The organism is uncultured Sphingomonas sp. (genome assembly GCF_964243315.1).
Classification (GTDB): Bacteria; Pseudomonadota; Alphaproteobacteria; order Sphingomonadales; family Sphingomonadaceae; genus Sphingomonas.
Genome location: NZ_CAXTEM010000007.1, coordinates 39,090 through 56,842 on the forward strand (window position 1 = coordinate 39,090; position 17,753 = coordinate 56,842).

Below are 17,753 nucleotides of genomic sequence, written 5' to 3' on the forward strand. Positions count from 1 at the left end.
TTTCGTGGCGACGCCGTACCGCCGCCACGGACCGTCAATAATCGCGCGAGTATCTGAGACTGGCATTGGTGCCGCCGAACGATCCGGCCGAGGACAATAGGCTCAGCGACTTGGTAAGCGCGATCTCCAGCTGGGTCGCGGTCATACCACGGGCATCGGTGATGATCTCGATGTAGATGTTGCTGGTCAGATACTTGCCCGCCGACAGCGAGGTGCCCCGCCCGGTCGCCTCGTCCGCGCCGACCACCCGCAGGCGATCGAACCCGGTCGCGGAGCGCAGCTTGCCGAGCGGGTTGAGCCCGCCCCCGCCCGACCCGCGCAGCGAATTGAGCGCAGCGGCGAGCTGGATGCCCTCGATCGCCGACAGGTTCGCCGGGCTCGTGCCGAACAGCAACCGGCTCAGCACCTCGTCCTGCGGCAGCGTCGGGGTCGAGGTGAAGGCGATCTGCGGGCGAGTGCCCGTCCCGGTGATCGCGATGTTCGCGGTGATGCCGTTGGTAGTGGTCGTCGCCAGGATGTTGATGTCCGGATCGGTCAGCGCGCCGCCGCGGAAGCGGATCGTGCCGCGCGAGATCTCGAACCGCTTGCTCGCGAAGGAATAGGCGCCCTTCACCACGTCGAGCCCGCCGGTGATCACCGGCGCCGCCGAGGTGCCGCCGATCCGCAGGTCCATCGACCATTCCGAATCGAGCCCCATCCCGGACACGAACAACTGGTTCTGCGCGCGCACCCGCAGCGCGAGCTTGAACAGGCCGATCGGCGCGGGCTTGGGCCGGTCGGTCGGCCGAGCGACGGTGATCTCGCTCTTGCGGCGGACGCCGGTGAGTTCGGGCACCTCTGCCTGACCTTGGCGGATGATTTCGTAGCGCGCCGACGGAATTCGCAAGTCGCCCTCGATCAGCCCGCCGTTTCGACCGTTGGTGAGGTGGATCGTGCCTGTGGTGGTCGCCGACAAGGCATCGCTCTTCGCGAGCTGCGCTTCGTTCAAGGTCGCGCGCAGATCGATCGGGAAGCCGCTGTCGGCGGCGAGCCCGACCGATCCTTGCGCCTGCACCGTACCGTCGCCGGCCTTCGCGGTCAGCGTCGTGAGATCGAGGCGATCGTTGTTGAAGCGTGCCGCGATCCGCATCTGCGACAGCCGCGTGCCATAGGTCTCGTTGTCATAGGTCAGGCTGTCGCCGCGGATCAGCCCGGTCAGTCGCGGCGCGGATACCCGACCGGAGAAGTCCGCCGCGACCGCGATCGGCCCGGACAGTTGCTGGTTTGGCAGCGCCGCGAGGCTGAACAGCACCGCGGACGGCCCGTTATAGCGTATCCCGCCGGACAGCGGTGCCTGCATCAGCCTCGTCGTCCACGAACCGGCGCCGGGCGGCAACGGTCGCAGCGTCGCGACCAGGCGACCCACGGTGGTCGGCCCGCGCTTGACGATCGCCCGCGCTTCGCCGCCGTTCGCGACCAATCGGCCGACCATCTGCAGGTCGACGGGGTCGGACACCGCGGCGAGGCCGGTGCGCTGAAAGTTGACGATGTTGAGACGCATATCGGCCTGCGGGATCGCGGACCCTGCTTGCCGATAATCAAGACTACCGGTCGCTTGCCCCGAGATCCCGAGGCTCGGCATGAACGCCGACAGCACCGACAGGTCGAGCCGGTCGAGCCGCGCCTGTGCCGCTGTGACGCCCCCGCCGAACGACCCGGCGAGCCGCGCCGATCCGCCGGTCGCGCCACCGAAATCGACCCGCGTCGGCAGCAGGCGATACGATCCGCGCGCCGCGGTGATCCGCGCCGGGTTGGCGGTGCGGAACGCGATGTTGTTGGCGACACCCTGTAGCGCGACGAGATAGTCGTTCGGCGACAGCTTGGCGTTGAGCGCGACGCGGAACGGCACGCCGCTCGATCCGGTCAGCAGCGCCTGCGCGGTGCCGCGGCCGCCGACATAATTCACCTTGGCGCGTGCCGCCTGGATCACCACCGCATTGTAGCGCATGTCCGCGATCTGGACGTCGGCGATGACCTGCGGCGCGCGCGGCAGCATCACCACGCTCGCGTCGAGGATCGCACGGCCGATCGTGAAGTCGGCGGTGCCGGGGACGGTGGCGTTGTAGGCGCGCGCCTTGACGTCGGCGCGCTGGTTGCCGCCCTGATTGGCAAGCTGGACGCCGCCGGCGATACCGCGGCCGGCGAAACGGAGCGCGCCGGCGAACGGGCCCGCGGCGGTCTGTACGACACGCCCGGTCGTGGTGATGCCGGCGAAGAGCACGCGGCGGACATCGACGGTCAGCTGCGCGCCGGGCCTGACCAGCACGTCTGCGGTGAACGGTCCGTAGTTGGTGCCACCGGTCGCGTTAACCGCATAGGCGCCGCCACGGCCGACGACCCGGGCGTTGAGGTTGACGAGCCCGATCCCCACCCCGGGCCGTGCGGCGCGGAGCACCACCACGGGCGCGGTCGCGCTGCCGGTCACTCGGGCGGAAAGCGGCCCATATTGCGACGATACGGCATCGGCGTTGACCAGCACGCTGCCGGTGGCGGGGTCGAAGCGACCCTCGCCGCGGGTGACGCGGAACAGCGGCGCGTTGAGGCGCAGGTTGCGGAAGGTCGCGATGCCCTCCGCGCTATAGCCGACATCGGCACGGACGACCGCGTTGCCGCCGAGGAAGCTGCGGGCGCCGTCGTTGAACAGCTGCTTGGTCTGCGCGACGACACGCCCGGTGATACCGAAGCCACCATTCGCGCCGGGCACCAGCTTGGCGTCGGTCTGCAGATTGATGATGCCGATGCTCTCGACGCGGTAATTGTCGATGCGGCCCTTCAGCGCGCCGGTGTAGCGCCCGGTCGCGGTGTTCGCGACGACGATCGCGGTGGCATCGATGTTGTCGGATCGGATCCGCAGATTGTCGGACAGGATGTTCGGCATCGAGATCGCGAAATCGCCATCGATCGATACGTTGTTGGCGAGCCCGCCTACTGCGGCGTTGAGCCCGGTCACGCGGCGCGCCTTCGCCTTAATCGGCACCAAGATGCGGTCGGCGTTCACCCGCGCGAGCCCTTCGGCGTAGACATTCTCGACGTTGGTCGTGCCGAACCCGATCGACGCGGCGCGGATCTTGTAGTCGACCGTCGGCGTCGCGAACGCGCCGTCGAGCACCACGCGCGCGAGCACGTCGCGGCCGCGCAGATTGGGCGCGATCGCACCGGGGGTGAGCAGCTTGGCGTCGACCGCGAAGTTGCCGAAGCGGCTGTTGGCAAGATCGAGAATGCCGCCCGCGTCGACCGTCAGCGCATCGGACCGCAGCTTCATGCGGGTATCGGCGCGACGTTCGGCGAGCGTGGTGTCGATCGCGATGTCGAGCTGCGGCGCGGTCAGCCGTTCGACCGGACCTTCGAGGTACAGGCCGGGCTTGGCGAAGCCGCGAACCTCGATATGCCCCGACTTGGCGGTGAGCGCGAGATCGGCGAGTTGGCCGGTGCCGAGCGTCGCGCGGGCGCGGCCCTGCCACGATGCCCAGCTGCCCTTGCCGCCGACGGTGGCGGTAAGCGGCGCCTTCAGCGCGCCCATCGTGCCGACCACGCCCCCGACCGGCGCGAAGACGCGGGCATCGACGTCGAGCTTATTCTCGTCGGGGACCGCGTCCAGCCGCAGCGCCAGCGTGTCGCCACCCGCGAAGCCGGGTCCGCGCAGGGCGGCGGCATTGGTGACGATCTGCGCGCGACGATCGGCGACATGCACCTTGCCGTCGATCCGGATCGCGTGCGCCTGCCCCGTGATCGGCTTGGCGAGCACCAGCCGACCGATGTGCAGCCGGGCGATGTCGATATCCAGATCGGGCAGTAGCGGCGCGTTGGGGTCGCTCGGCGTCGGCTTGAGTTCGGGCCGGCGCGCCAGCGTCACCAGATCGGTCGACAGCGAGCGCACGTCGACATGGTTGTTGGCGAAGGCGAACGGCCGCCAGTCGACCGCGAGCCGCGGGCTGGTCAGAAACACGCCCTTGGGATCGGCGACGCGGACGTCGCTCAGCACCATCTTGCCGTAAAGCGACCCGTCGATCCGGCCGACCTTGATGTTCAGCCCCGACGCCGTCGAATAGCCGCCGATCTGATCGGCCACGAACCGCCGCCCGGGATCGGTGTTGATCCCGAGCAGCACGACGCCGACGAGCACCACCAGCCCGAGCAGCGTCAGCGCGATCCATTTCAGGATCCGCTGCCACAACGGCCGCTTGGCGGCGACCGCGTCATGATCCGCCGCGCGGTCTTCCTGTGGCAGCTCGTCGGCCATCAATATGCCTGCCCGATCGAGATGTAGAGCGCGATGCGGCCGTCACCCGGCCGCCGGTTCAGCGGCGTCGCGACATCGATCCGCATGGGGCCAAAATTGGTGTAGAAACGCCCGCCGATGCCCGCACCGAAGCGCAGGTCGCTGGCCTTCGGCAGGCTGCTTGCGTAGCTGTTGCCCGCATCGACGAACGGCACGATCCCGAAATCGCCGAACCGATAGCGCGCCTCGATCGAGAATTCGTTGACGCTGCGACCGCCGACGGGATCGCCATTGGGGTCGAACGGCCCCAGCCGCTGATAGCCATAGCCGCGCACCGATCCGCCGCCGCCGCCATAATAGCGGCGCGACGGCGCGAGATCGTCGCGCGCGATGCCCTGGATCGACCCGGCGCGCGCACGCCCGGCGACTACCAGGCTCTGGCTGGCGGGGTAATAGAAGGTGCCCTCGACCATCGTCCGGACATAGGGGCGGATGCCGCCGCTAACCGACGTCTCGGGGCTCACCGTGAGGCGGACGCGGTAGCCGCGGGTCGGGTTGAGCAGATCGTCGGACGCGTCCCACTGCACCTGCCCCGGCAACGCCGCGATGCCGTAGGTCCGGCGGCGGCGCTCTCCGGCCGCGAAGTCATAGACCGACTCGTTGGTGCCGACGAGCTCGCCGCCGTAGTAGTAGGTGATCCGCTTCTGCCAGATCGGCGTCGAATCGTAGCTCCACCTGGCCGACAACGTGCCGGTGAACGCGTCGAAGGCGTCGTAATTGGAATGCGCCGCCGCCGCGAGCACGGCGAAGGTCCGGTCGCGCTTGCCCGCGTTCGCACGCCGGAACGTGCCCGACAGCGCCTGTTCCTGCGTGCCCGCGATCGCCGAAGCGATCAGCGCGCCTTCGGGCGGGAACAGGTTGCGGTGAGTCCAGGATCCCTCGGCGCGGAACCCCTGCCCCGTCGAATAGCCGAGATTGCCAGCGAGCGATCGCGCCGGGCCCGCGGTCTGGCGGATCAGCAGGTCGACCTGCTCGGTGCCGTCGGGGCCGGGGCGGCCGGTGCGCACCGGCTCCACCGACGCGGTCGAGAACAGCCCGGTGGCGACGAGCGCATCGCGCAGATCGTCGCGCTTGCGCTGATCGTAGAGTTCGCCCTGGCGAAAACGCGGGAAGACGTTGAGATGATCGAGATCGAACACCGGATCGCCGGTGGTGGTGAGTTGCCCGAAGCTCGAGCGCGGACCCGGATCGACCGGCAGCGTATAGGCACCGGTCGCCTCCGCGGCCTGATCGTCGAGCAGGATGTCGCGATCCCCCACCGCAACGAACGGATAGCCTTGCTGCGGCAGCACCAGGCTGACGTTGGCCTCCGCGCCCTGGATCCGCGCCGCCTCGATCGGATCGCCGACCTTTAGCGGCAGGTTGCGGGTGATCAGGTCCGGCGGGGTCACCGCCGCGGCGTTCACCGTCACCGACGACAGCTTGTACAGCCGACCGGGCGACACGCTGACGATCGCGCGCAAACGGGCGGGCTTGTTGGTTCCGGGTTCCGCGGCGGGCGTCTCGATCGTCGAGATCGCGGTCGCGTCGTAATAACCGATCGACCGGGCAAGCCGCACCGCGAGCGCTTCGTCTTCCTTGCCGCGCGCCGAGACCTGGGTCGCGTTCGCGGCCTTGCCGTCGCCCTTTTCAAGGGCGGAGAGCGCCTCGAACTCGTCGTTCAGTTCCAGCTTCTCGAGCCCGCGCAGCACCGTCTCGTACCGGATCTCCGGCGCGTCTTTGTCCTTGATGTCGGCGGCGGTCACCAGCGGCGCGGTGTCGAAGCTGCCGAGCGGCGCCAGCGGCTGCGCGAGTTGCGGATCCTCGGCCGCGGGCGGCGGCAGTGTGTCCCCGATCGGCGCGGCGGCGGCTGCCTCCGCCGAATTGGTCGGCTGCGCGGGCGTCGAACCGACACCGGGCATTGGCTCCAGCGGCGCGTTGATATTACCCGAGAGCGGCGGTAGCGCGGCGTTGAACTCGCTTTCGGGCACGATCGGCGCATTGCCCTGCAGGTCGGTCTCGCTGGTGTCGATCGGCGGCTTTTCAGCCTCCGCCTTGGGCGCGTCGGGGCCGCGGGCCGGCGCGGTGCCCGGCTTGTTGAGCTGGCCGAAAGCTGGAGATGCGGCGACGAGCGCGACGGCAAGCCAATAGTGTCGACCGGTCGAGGCTGCCACGCGAAAACAATTCCCTTTCAGCGGGACGATCGTTTTCGACCCACCCCCTCCTTACCCGCAACGCGCCGTTTTCCAATTGGTTTCGTGGGTAAACTGGGTTTGTAATGGCGCGATCGTTCGATGGTTGCGGCTCTTTTACCACCCCGGCGGAGGCCGGGGTGGTGCCACAATCACATCTTCATCTGCTGCGCCACCGATCGCCGCAGCGCCTTGCCATAGGGCGGCTTCAGCCCCGCGAGCTTGGCGACGTCGATCCGTGCCTGCTTCAGCACCGCCTTGGCGTGGCTGAAGGTCTTGAAGCCGTCATGCCCGTGATACGATCCCATGCCCGACGGGCCGATCCCGCCGAACGGCAGGTCCTCCATCGACACGTGCATCACCACGTCGTCGATCGTCACTCCGCCCGATATCGTCCGGTCGAGCACCCGCCGGCGCTCGCCCTCGTCCGGGCCGAAGTAATAGAGCCCCAGCGGCCGGTCGCGCCGATTGACCTGCGCGATCGCGTCGTCGATCCCGGCATAGCGCACGATCGGCAGGATCGGGCCGAAGATCTCCTCCTGCATCAGGGTCATGTCGTCGGTGACGTCGCGGACGATGTGCAGCGGCATCTTGCGGCTGTTCGACGCCGCGAATTCCTCGCCCGCCGGGTTGACTGTCTCGACCGTCGCGCCCTTCGCGCGCGCATCGTCGAGCCAGTCGGCGAGCCGCTGGTGATGCCGGTCGTTGATGATCGAGGTGTAATCCGGGTTGGCGAGCAGCGTCGGGTACATCGCGCTGGCGACGGTCTTCAGCCCGTCAACCACCCGCGCCTCGTCCGCGGCCTCGACCAGCAGGTAATCGGGGGCGAGGCAGATCTGCCCTGCGTTGAGCATCTTGCCGATCGCGATCCGCTCGGTGGTGCGGGCGATGTCGGCGCCCTTGCCGACGATCACCGGCGATTTGCCGCCGAGTTCGAGCGTCACTGGGGTCAGATTGTCCGCCGCCGCATGCAGGATGTGCCGCCCGATCCCGGTCGCCCCGGTGAAGATCAGATGATCGAACGGCAGCTCGGCGAACGCCTTCCCGACCTCCGGCCCGCCGCCCACGAAGGCAAGTTCGGCCGCGTCGAAATAACGCCCGCAGACTTCCTCGAACAACGCCGCGGTCACCGGCGTGAACTCGCTGGTCTTGACCATCGCGCGGTTGCCCGCCGCGAAGATCCCGGCGAGCGGCGACATCACCAGATTGACCGGGAAGTTCCACGGCGCGATCACCCCGACCACGCCCTTGGGCTGATATTCGACCCAGGCCCGCGCGCCGAGCAGCCCGAGCGGAAACTGCACCGCGCGCTTCTCTCGCTTCGCCCAGCGATCGACCTGCTTCAGCGCATGCGCGATCGGCGCGATCGATCCGCCGATATCGGTCAGCATCGACTGGTCGCGGCTGCGGTGTCCGAAATCCTCGGACAGGGCGTCGCAGAACCGGTCGGCATGGTCGCGGATCATCGCGGCGGCGCGCTTCAGCCGGTCCTTGCGGGTCGCGATCGGCACCGGCAGTTCGGCGGTGAACGCCGAGCGCTGTACCGCGAGCGTGTCGCGCAACGCGGTCATGCGCAACCGATCAGGCCGGCGACCGGCACCACCAGGGCGTCCCCGCCCCGGCGCTCGACCCGCAACACCGCGTCGGTCACCTGCGCACCCTTGGTGAGGTCGCGCCTCGCGACGATCTTCATCTCAAAGTTCACGGTCACGTCTCCCCCTGCGTAATCGGTGCTGGCACCGAACCCCAGCCCACCCTCGCCTTGTTCGGCGACCCGCGCGAGATCGATCGTGCGGCCGTCGATCGACAGCCGGATCTGCGCCGGATCCGCGGTCGCCATCGCCACCAGCTTGCGGTCGGCGATGCTCCACACGAACGCGGCGCAGCCCTTGTCGGGCATCTTCTGCTGCCCGATCGCGCCGAGCGACAGCACGGGAGCCGGAGCGGCGCTCGCCGCCTGCGCGGCTAGAAGCAGGGTCATGATCACGATGCGGACACTATCATGGCGATCCATGCCGGGTAAGCCGCCGCCGCGAGCAGCGCGCCGAACGGCAGCGCGGTGTCGCGCGCCATCGGCCGGCCGCGCACCGCCGCGACCAGCACCAGCGCAAGCCCGATCAAACTCGCCAGTAGCAGCACAGCGGGCAGCATCCGCCAACCGAGCCACAGTCCGATCGCGCCGAACAGCTTGGGATCGCCGCCGCCCATCCCGTCGCGCTCGCGCAGCCGCTTATACCCCGCAGCGATTCCCCAGAGCGCGAGGAAGCCGACGCCGCCCCCGATCAGCCGGTCGCCAATCGGTGGGAAGGCGCCGCTCAGCCCCGTCCCGACTCCCGCAATCGCCAGCGTGATCGTCAGCCGGTCGGGCAGCCAGAGCACGGTCGCATCCAGCGCCGCGAGCGCCAGCAACAGCCACCCGAAGACCGCGCCGACCACCGCGAGCGAGGAGGCCGTCGCGACCCCGGCAAGCACCCCGACCAGCGCGGCGGTCGCTTCAATCCGCCAATGCAGCGGATCGATCGGCGCGCGACACGTCCTGCACCGACCCCGCAGCACCAGCGCGCTGAGGAGCGGCACCAGATCGCCCGCGGCCAACGTTCGCCCGCAGGCGTCGCACGCGGAACGGCCGCGCGCCACCGACCGATCCTGCGGCCACCGGATCACCAGTGCCGCGATGAAGCTGCCGACGATCGCGCCGAGCACGCCGAGGGCGATCGGCCAGGCGATTGCCGCTGTCATGATCTCACCTGCATGTCGCACGACTAGCGGTGGTGAAGATGGAAACAAGCGAAACACCACCGCGCCCTTGTACCACCCCGGCGAAGGCCGGGGCCCAGTTGGGAGACGTCCGTGACGACGAACATCGCTTCATTACCGCTACCTTCCATACTGGGCCCCGGCCTCCGCCGGGGTGGAGACAATAGGAGCCTTTGCAATCCAACCCGGAACACCCCAAATCGACTGCATCGTCACCCCCGGAGCATTCCATGACCACCGATCCGATCGTCATCCTGTCCTATGCGCGCACCCCGATGGGATCGTTCCAGGGCAGCCTCGCGGGCGCCGGCGCGACCGAGCTGGGCGCGGCGGCGGTGCGTGGCGCGGTCGAGCGTGCGGGGGTGTCGGCCGCCGATGTCGAGCGGATCTACATGGGCTGCGTCCTGTCCGCGGGCCTTGGCCAGGCGCCCGCGCGGCAGGCCGCGATCGGCGCGGGGCTCGGCGATCATGTCGAGGCGACCACGGTCAACAAGATGTGCGGATCGGGGATGCAGGCTGCGATCCTCGGCGCCGACGCGCTCGCGGCGGGATCGATCGACCTGCTGGTCGCAGGCGGCATGGAAAGCATGACCAACGCGCCCTATCTGTCGCGCAAGCACCGCGGTGGCGCGCGGATCGGTCACGACACGATGTACGACCACATGTATCTCGACGGGTTGGAAGACGCCTATGAACCCGGCCGGCTGATGGGCAATTTCGCGGAGGATACCGCGCTCGATTATCAGTTTACCCGCCAGGCGATGGACGACTACGCGATCGAATCGCTCACCCGCGCCCAGCGCGCGCAAAGGTCGGGCGCGTTTGATCGCGAGATCGTCGCGGTCGAGGTGAAGACCCGCAAGGGCACCGACACCATCGCGCTCGACGAACAGCCCGCCAAGGGCGACATCGCCAAGATCCCGACGCTGAAGCCCGCTTTCTCAAAGGAAGGCACGATCACCGCGGCGAACGCCTCGTCGATATCGGACGGCGCCGCGGCGCTGGTGCTGACCCGCGCCAGCGTCGCCGAGCGCCTCGGGCTGACGCCGATCGCGCGCATCATCAGCCACGCCGCCCACGCCCACGCGCCCGCGTTGTTCACCACCGCGCCGGTGTTCGCGATGAAGAAGGCCCTGGAGCGCGCCGGCTGGAGCAAGGACGATGTCGACCTGTTCGAAGTCAACGAAGCCTTCGCGGCGGTGGCGATGATCGCGATGCGCGATCTCGCGCTCGATCATGCGCGGGTCAACGTCAACGGCGGCGCCTGCGCACTGGGCCACCCGATCGGCGCCAGCGGCGCGCGGATCCTGGCGACCTTGCTGTCGGCCTTGGAGACCAACGGCCAACGCCGCGGCCTAGCATCGCTCTGCATCGGCGGCGGCGAGGCGACCGCGATGGCGGTGGAGCTGATGAACTGAGGCTTCGCCGCAATCCCTGACCGACCACCCCGGCGACGGCCGGGGCCCAGGTCGAAAGGGTTTAATAACGGAGCGCCTCTGTCGCCATGAACGTCTCCCAACTGGGCCCCGGCCTTCGCCGGGGTGGTGGAGTGAGGTTGGTTGGCGTTTTAACACCCGCAGTTGGTCCAATTCAGCGCGCCTATGCCTCAAGGCAAGCTGTTTGATCTGAGTAGACCTGGGTTGGCTTTCCCTGCAAAACTCGGTCACACGCACCCAGCTTAGGGCAGCGTCTCGCCACCATCGACGCCCCACAGGCCGGCAATCTCGACGAAGCCCGCCTGCCCCTTTACGTCGAACCGGCACCACCCGGCGGCGCAGCGGCTGAGGCGCCCGACGACGCCAGGCGCCGCGCGCCACTGCAGTCGCGCGCCTGTTTCGGGCTTTTCACGCATTTCGAGGGGTTGCGGTCCGCGGACGATCGCGGTGCGGTTCTCGCTCAGCAGGTTCGCCTGCATCCATCCTTGCGTGCCATCGGGGTCCTCGACCCGGCGCCATTCCTTGAAGATCGCGATCACTTTCACCGGCAGATCGGCGCGCTGATAAAGCCAGCTTGCGGGATAGGTCCGCGCGGGCCCGGTGCGCATCCGTGCGCGTCCGGCCGAAATCGACGCGTAATAGGGGACGGTCTTCTTCGCATCGGCCGCCGCCGCCACATCAGGCGCGAGCGTCGCGACGCCGGCGAGCATGATGGCGAAGTGGCGCATGGTTCCGGTCCTTTACGATAGCGCACCTGTAGCGAAGCAGCGACGCGCATCAACCACCGTTGACGCGCCTGACGCGCTTCGCCAATCCAATGTGCGATGTCCGACGCCAGCCGCTCCGCCACGACCAGAGCACCCCATCCGCGGGTGCCCGAGCCGCGCGTGATCGTGACTCGCGAGCTGCCCGATATCGTCATGGATCGCTTCGACACGCTGTTCGACAGCGTCACCAACCGCACCGACGAGGCGATGACCCGCGACCAGCTCGTTGCGGCGGTCGCGGACTGCGACGTGCTGGTGCCGACCGTGACCGATACGATCGACGCCGCGCTGCTCGAAGGCGCCGGGCCGCGGTTGAAGCTCATCGCGAATTTCGGCGCGGGCGTGAACCATATCGATCTGCGCGCCGCACGGGCCCGCGGCATCATCGTCACCAACACGCCCGGCGTCCTCACCGAAGATACCGCGGACATGACGATGGCGCTGATCGTTTCGGTGCCGCGGCGATTGGCGGCGGGCGAGCAGCTGGTTCGGTCGGGGCAGTGGAAGGGCTGGAGCCCCGGCGGGATGCTGGGCCACCGCATCGGCGGCAAGGCGCTCGGCATCGTCGGCATGGGGCGGATCGGCCAGGCGGTGGCGCTTCGCGCGCGCGCGTTCGGGCTGTCGATCCACTACCACAATCGCAACCGGCTGCCCGCGGTGCTCGAGGCGCAGCTCGCGGCGACGTGGCACCCGTCGCTCGACGAGATGCTGGCGGCCGTCGATATCCTGACCATCCACACACCGCGCAACGCCGACAGCGAGAACCTGATCGATCGCCGCCGCATCGCGCTGCTGCGACCCCATGTCTACCTGATCAACGCCAGCCGTGGCGGGATCGTCGACGAGGAGGCGCTGGTCGACGCGCTCGAAGCCGGACGGCTGGCCGGCGCCGGGCTCGACGTCTGGACGCATGAGCCGCAGATCGACCCCCGCCTGCTCGCGTTGCCCAACGTGGTGATGACCCCGCACATGGGCTCCGCCACCTATGAGGGCCGCGTGGCATCGGGCGAGAAGGTGATCCTCAACATCCGCATGTGGGCCGACGGCCACCGCCCCCCGGATCAGGTGTTGGAGGGGTGGGTTTAGTTTCGTCAGGCGCGCGAAAAGGTGCGTTCACGCAGAGAGGCCAACAGGGAGAGTTCGCCTTGGGCTTCGGCTGCGGGCTCCTCCCCCGTCATCCCCGCGCAGGCGGGGATCCATACTGGCTAGCTTCAGTGTTCAAGCCGCGACGGTTGCCGGTCTGGATCCCCGCCTGCGCGGGGATGACGGAATGGGTCGAGGCGAAGCCATCCGCTCTCGCGATCACGGCTCCTCGGCGAACGGTCGACACTTGCGCCCAAACCCTTACGTCCGCACCGAGACAGCGGTGTCGATCCTGATCGTTCGCGCACGCTTCCTTCCGCGCGTTCGATCACCTTGCCGACGCGATCAATCCCCCGTCAGGATCCGATCCACCAGCTGCTTCACAGTCGGCACGAACCCATTGGAATAAAACGGATCGCGCTTGAAGTTGTACGCCGCGTGCCCCGCGAACATCAGGTTCTGGTCGATGTCGCCGCCATGCGCGATGTCCTGCAGCGTCTTCTGGATGCAGAAGGACCGCGGGTCGGCGAGCCGTCCGGTCGAGTTGGTCTCGGTATCCGCCCAGCTCGAGAAGGAGCATTGCGACAGGCAGCCCATGCAGTCGGCCTGATCCTTTCGGATCATGCCCTTTTCCTGCGGGCTGACGAACACCAGCGTGTTGTCGGGCGTCTTGAGTGCGTCGGTGTGTCCCTCGCCGAACCATTGCCGCGCCAGCAGCAGGTCGTTGCGGGTCACCCAGAAGTTCTTGCCCTTCACCCCGACGTCGAGCTGGAAGACATGATCCCCCGCCTCTTGCGTCGAGAACGCGATCTGGCGGATCGAGCGGGCCTCGAGGCTGCGCAGGAACGGATTGCGCACCGCGCTCGAATAGAAGCCGGTGGGTGAGAAGCGGTGAAGCAACACCTCGCCTTCCTCGATGTGAGTCAGCTTGTTCTTCAACGCGTCGGGGATCGGGCTTTCGCGCGTCAGCAGCGGGCGGGTGCCGTACTGGAACATGATCGACCCGAGTTCGGGATTGTCGATCCAGTCGTTCCAGTCGCGCAGATACCAGACGCCGCCCGCCATCACGATCGGCACGTCGTCGGAGATGCCGCCCTCGCGCATCACCTCGCGCAGTTCCTTCACGCGCGGATACGGGTCCTGCGGCTTCAACGGGTCCTCGGCATTGGACAGGCCGTTGTGCCCGCCCGCGAGCCAGGGGTCCTCATAGACCACCGCCGCCAGCCATTCCGCGGCCTTCGAATAGGCGCGCTTCCACAGCGCGCGAAACGCGCGGCCCGAGCTGATGATCGGCAGGTAATGGACGTTGTACGACGCCGCGATCTCGCTCAGCTTGTACGGCATGCCGGCGCCGCAGGTGACCCCCGCGACCATCCCGCGGGTGCGTTCGAGCACGCCGTGCAGCACGCGCTGCGCTCCGCCCATTTCCCACAATACGTTGATGTTGATCGCGCCGCGGCCACCCGAGATGTCGAACGCACGCTTGACCTGCTGGACCGCGCCCTCGATCGCATATTCGACCAGTTCCTCGTGGCGTTCGCGACGGGTGAGCGCACGATATACCTGCGGGATGATCTTGCCTTCGGGATCGTAGCTGTCGGCGTTGACCGCGGACACGGTGCCGATGCCCCCCGCCGCCGCCCAGGCGCCCGCGGACGCATGGTTGGTCGCAGCGACGCCCTTGCCGCCTTCGACGAGCGGCCAGACCTCGTGGCCATTGTACAGGATCGGCTTCAGGCCCTTGAACACGGCGTCGCATACCCCTTTGGCGAAAACACGCTTTGCTATAGCGCCTGGATGCCGGGTTGCGAGCGAAATACCATCTTAGGTCAAGGTGCCGGGTCGCGACATCGCGGTCTCGTACACCATACGATAGCTGGTGATCATCGTCGCCTCGTCGAACGCCGCGCGGGCGCGGGCCTGGTTGGCGGCGCCGACCGTGCGGCGCAGTTCGGCATTCGCCAGCAACGGCTGGATGGCATCGCGCAGCCAGATCTCGCCCTGATGCGCCGCGATGTACGGCGCGTTTTCGGACGCGACCATCTTGGCCACGTCGCCGACCGGCATGCTCGCGATCGGCAGGCCAGCGGCCATCGCCTCGACCACGCAGATCGGGAATTGCTCGCTCTTCGACGACAGCGCGACGATGTCGAACAGGCCGACGAACCGGTCGGGTCGCGTCAGAAAGCCCGGCATCGCCACCCGGTCGGAGATCCCCATCGCCGATGCCGCGCGCAATATCGCCTCGCGCTCCGACCCCTCGCCGACAATCACCAGCCTGAACCGACCCGCGAGCCCGCCCGCCGCACGGACCAGCATCGGCAGGTCCTTCACCTCGCGCAAGCCCGCGAGTGCGCCGATCACCACCTCCTTCTCGTTGCGAACGAAGCCGGGGATCGCGCGGGGATCGGGCCTGGCGGCGTAGCGCGCGGTGTCGATGCCGTTGGCGATGCGGTGGATGCGCGTCGAAGGCTGCTTCCAGCGATTGCGCGCGATCCATTCGAGCAGTTCGGACGGCACCACCAGCGCGTGTGCGGCGCCGAGCGCGATGCGGCGATAGACGTTGCGCTCGATCTTCAGCCCGGCGGCTTCGTCGGCGTTGAAGCCGTCCTCGTGGTGAACCAGCGGCGGTGCGCCCTTGGGGAACACCCGCTTCGCCATCACCCCGTCGATCGCGCCCCAATTATAGGTGAGCACCAGATCGAAGCGGCGCATGAAACGTGCGATCGCTTCGTACCGCGCCACCGATGGACGACCCGTCAGCGGCGGCGGATCCTGCGCGATCTCGTATTTGATGCCCTTGGCGATCGATTGCCGCGCCGACAGCGCGTCGGGCACGCCCGAGACGATCGTGTGCCGCGCCTTGTCGCCGAACGCGTTCATCAGCCGCACCGCGCGCGCTTCCTTGCCGCCGAGATCGAAGCTCGAATGCAGGTGCAGGATGTTGACGGGGTTCATGCGACCGTCATCGCCCGCGCGAGCAGCGCGTCGATCGGTTCGCCCAGCGCCGGCTCGGTCAGCAGCGGCGCGTGCCCAACCCCCGGCACGGTGACGAGCGTGGCGTCGTCGAGCGCGGCGACCATGCGATCCGCGGTCGCCGCGGTCAGCACGTCGGATCGCTCGCCGCGCACGACGAGTGTCGGGACATCGTTCAGGCTGGACAATGCCCGCCACATGTCGGGTCCCGCTTCGTTGCCGGGCACGCGGAACGGCTCGGCGATCTTCATGTCGTAATCGAGCACGATGCGCCCCGCGCTGTTCAGCCGGTAGAGCCGCTTGGCCATCGCCAGCCAGTCCTCGATCGCGCAATCCGAATGGGTCGCGGCATTGACCTCCGCGACCGCACGCGCCGCATGCATCCAGGTCGGGAAGGAACCGGCTTTGCCGACATAGCCGCGGATCCGCGACAGCCCGCGCGGGTCGATGTCCGGCCCGATGTCGTTGAGCAGCGCCGCCGCCAGCCGCGCCCGCGCGGTCCCCGCCAGCAGCATCGTCACGATCCCGCCGAGCGAGGTCCCGACCGCGACGTAGCGATCGATCGCGAGTTCGCCGAGCAACGCCTCGATATCCTGCACATAGGTCAGCGGGACGTAGGACATCGGGTCCTTGGCATAGGCGCTCTCGCCCCGACCGCGGAAATCTACCGCGATCACGCGCCACTGCCCGGCAAGTCGCGCCGCCAGCCCTTCGAAGTCGCGCGCGTTGCGGGTCAGGCCGGGCAGGCACAGGATCGGCGGGCGATCGGCGGGGCCGGCATAGTCGCGATAGTGGAGCCGCAGCCCATCCTTGGACCACCAGTAGCGATTTTCATACGCGGGCATGGTTGCGTCCTCGGGTTGGCGACCCTCATATCGCCGGATGCCTACCGACCCGCAAGCTTATCGGCCCGCCACCGCCCTCCTGACGCTCGGCGAGGGCTTCTTCGACCCCGTCGCGCCCGCCGATTTCCCGGAAACGCATCTCCGCTTCCGCAACCAGCGCGCCGCTGCCGAGATCGGCGTCGATCCGCTGACGGACGAGGAGTGGATCCGCCATTTCGGCCGGTTCGATCCGCTGCCCGATACGCTGCCGGCCCCGCTGGCGCTGCGCTATCACGGTCATCAGTTCAGGTCGTACAATCCCGACATCGGCGACGGTCGCGGCTTCACCTTTGCGCAGCTGCACGACGCGAGCGGGCGGCTGATGGACCTCGGCACCAAGGGATCGGGCACGACGCCGTACAGCCGGTCGGGCGACGGCCGGCTGACGCTGAAGGGCGGCGTGCGCGAGATCCTCGCGACCGAGATGCTCCAGGCGCTCAACGTTCCGACCTCGCGTACGCTGTCGCTGATCGAGTCCGGCGAGGCGCTGGCGCGCGGCGACGAGCCCTCCCCCACCCGCTCCGCGGTGCTGGTGCGGCTCAGCCATAGCCATGTGCGGATCGGCACCTTCCAGCGCCTCGCCTACGAACAGGACGAGTCCGCGATGCGGCGGCTGATCGGCTATGTCCTGCACAACCTCTATGGCGAGGACGGCGACGATCCGATCCGCCTGCTCGACCTCGTGGTCGCACGCACCGCGACGTTGGCGGCGCGGTACATGGCGGCGGGGTTCGTCCACGGCGTGCTCAACTCCGACAACATCAACGTGACCGGCGAAAGCTTCGATTATGGCCCATGGCGGTTCGCGCCGACCTGGGATCCCGCATTCACCGCCGCCTATTTCGACTATCAGGGTCTCTACGCGTTCGGCCGCCAGCCAGAGGCGATCCACTGGGATGTCATGCAGCTTGCGGTATCGCTGCGGCTGCTGGTGGATACCGAGCCGCTGATCGCCGCGCTCGATCGCTTCGCGCCGCTGTACGGCGAGGCGGTGACGCAGGCGATCCTCTGGCGGCTTGGCGTGATGCCGGGTGATCCCGATGCCGATCGGTCGCTCGTCCAAGCCGTCGAACGCGCGCTGCGCGACACCGAAGTGCCGATCGACCGCTTCTTCTTCGACGCGTTCGGCGGCCGACTGCCCGATGCTTACGGCACCGGCTGGACCGAGGTTCGCGACGCGCTGGCCGGCCGCACCGCGCGGGGTGAGCGGGTTCATCCCTATTGGTCCGGCGCCCCTTGCTCGATGCTGATCGACGAGGTCGAGGCGATCTGGGCGCGCATCGACCAGGACGACGATTGGTCCGCGCTCGATGCAAAGGTGGCGGCGATCCGCGCGATGGGCGACGCGCTCGCGTGACCCG

12 protein-coding genes are annotated in these 17,753 nt (G+C 68.3%); 3 read left to right on the plus strand and 9 right to left on the minus strand.

What is annotated here, in order from left to right; translation table 11 throughout:
* Positions 1 to 34: 34 nt before the first annotated feature.
* The 5 genes from ACFE77_RS03920 to ACFE77_RS03940 all read right to left on the minus strand — a co-directional run bounded on the left by ACFE77_RS03920 (position 35) and on the right by ACFE77_RS03940 (position 9,228).
* A complete protein-coding gene (locus ACFE77_RS03920; RefSeq protein ID WP_375420319.1) occupies positions 35 to 4,279 on the minus strand; it encodes a translocation/assembly module TamB domain-containing protein in 4,245 nt (1,414 codons plus the stop codon).
* Complete coding sequence (locus ACFE77_RS03925; RefSeq protein ID WP_375420320.1) at positions 4,279 to 6,471, minus strand: BamA/TamA family outer membrane protein; 2,193 nt, start codon at positions 6,469 to 6,471, stop codon at positions 4,279 to 4,281. The genes ACFE77_RS03920 and ACFE77_RS03925 overlap by 1 nt, the downstream gene beginning before the upstream one ends.
* 170 nt (positions 6,472 to 6,641) lie before the next feature.
* On the minus strand, positions 6,642 to 8,060 hold the full coding sequence (locus tag ACFE77_RS03930) for a coniferyl aldehyde dehydrogenase (RefSeq protein ID WP_375420321.1): 1,419 nt from the start codon (positions 8,058 to 8,060) through the stop codon (positions 6,642 to 6,644).
* Positions 8,057 to 8,470, minus strand: a complete 414-nt coding sequence (locus ACFE77_RS03935) for a hypothetical protein (protein ID WP_375420322.1) — start codon at positions 8,468 to 8,470, stop codon at positions 8,057 to 8,059. Before ACFE77_RS03935 ends, ACFE77_RS03930 begins: the two co-directional genes overlap by 4 nt.
* Positions 8,471 to 8,472: 2 nt before the next feature.
* Complete coding sequence (locus ACFE77_RS03940; RefSeq protein WP_375420323.1) at positions 8,473 to 9,228, minus strand: prepilin peptidase; 756 nt, start codon at positions 9,226 to 9,228, stop codon at positions 8,473 to 8,475.
* Positions 9,229 to 9,476: 248 nt separating this feature from the next.
* On the opposite strand from ACFE77_RS03940, the gene ACFE77_RS03945 reads away from it, so the two are divergent.
* Positions 9,477 to 10,664, plus strand: coding sequence for a thiolase family protein (locus ACFE77_RS03945; protein ID WP_375420324.1), 1,188 nt, complete (start codon positions 9,477 to 9,479; stop codon positions 10,662 to 10,664).
* Between the two features lie 260 nt (positions 10,665 to 10,924).
* Here ACFE77_RS03945 and ACFE77_RS03950 read toward each other — a convergent pair whose 3' ends face one another.
* Positions 10,925 to 11,410 carry an SH3 domain-containing protein gene (locus tag ACFE77_RS03950; protein ID WP_375420325.1) on the minus strand — a complete coding sequence of 162 codons (486 nt, stop codon included), beginning with the start codon at positions 11,408 to 11,410 and terminating at the stop codon, positions 10,925 to 10,927.
* A 96-nt stretch (positions 11,411 to 11,506) separates the two neighbouring features.
* On the opposite strand from ACFE77_RS03950, the gene ACFE77_RS03955 reads away from it, so the two are divergent.
* On the plus strand, positions 11,507 to 12,535 hold the full coding sequence (locus tag ACFE77_RS03955) for a 2-hydroxyacid dehydrogenase (RefSeq protein ID WP_375420326.1): 1,029 nt from the start codon (positions 11,507 to 11,509) through the stop codon (positions 12,533 to 12,535).
* A 342-nt stretch (positions 12,536 to 12,877) separates the two neighbouring features.
* On the opposite strand, the gene ACFE77_RS03960 is transcribed toward ACFE77_RS03955, so the two are convergent.
* From ACFE77_RS03960 to ACFE77_RS03970, 3 genes are all read right to left on the minus strand, one after another.
* Entirely contained in the window at positions 12,878 to 14,281 is a 1,404-nt protein-coding gene (locus ACFE77_RS03960) for an NAD(P)H-dependent flavin oxidoreductase (protein WP_375420327.1), read from the minus strand.
* Between the two features lie 75 nt (positions 14,282 to 14,356).
* Positions 14,357 to 15,490, minus strand: a complete 1,134-nt coding sequence (locus ACFE77_RS03965; protein WP_375420328.1) for a glycosyltransferase — start codon at positions 15,488 to 15,490, stop codon at positions 14,357 to 14,359.
* Entirely contained in the window at positions 15,487 to 16,353 is an 867-nt protein-coding gene (locus ACFE77_RS03970) for an alpha/beta fold hydrolase (protein WP_375420329.1), read from the minus strand. Before ACFE77_RS03970 ends, ACFE77_RS03965 begins: the two co-directional genes overlap by 4 nt.
* Before the next feature lie 37 nt (positions 16,354 to 16,390).
* On the opposite strand from ACFE77_RS03970, the gene ACFE77_RS03975 reads away from it, so the two are divergent.
* Positions 16,391 to 17,749, plus strand: a complete 1,359-nt coding sequence (locus ACFE77_RS03975; RefSeq protein ID WP_375420330.1) for a protein adenylyltransferase SelO family protein — start codon at positions 16,391 to 16,393, stop codon at positions 17,747 to 17,749.
* Positions 17,750 to 17,753 lie beyond the last annotated feature (4 nt).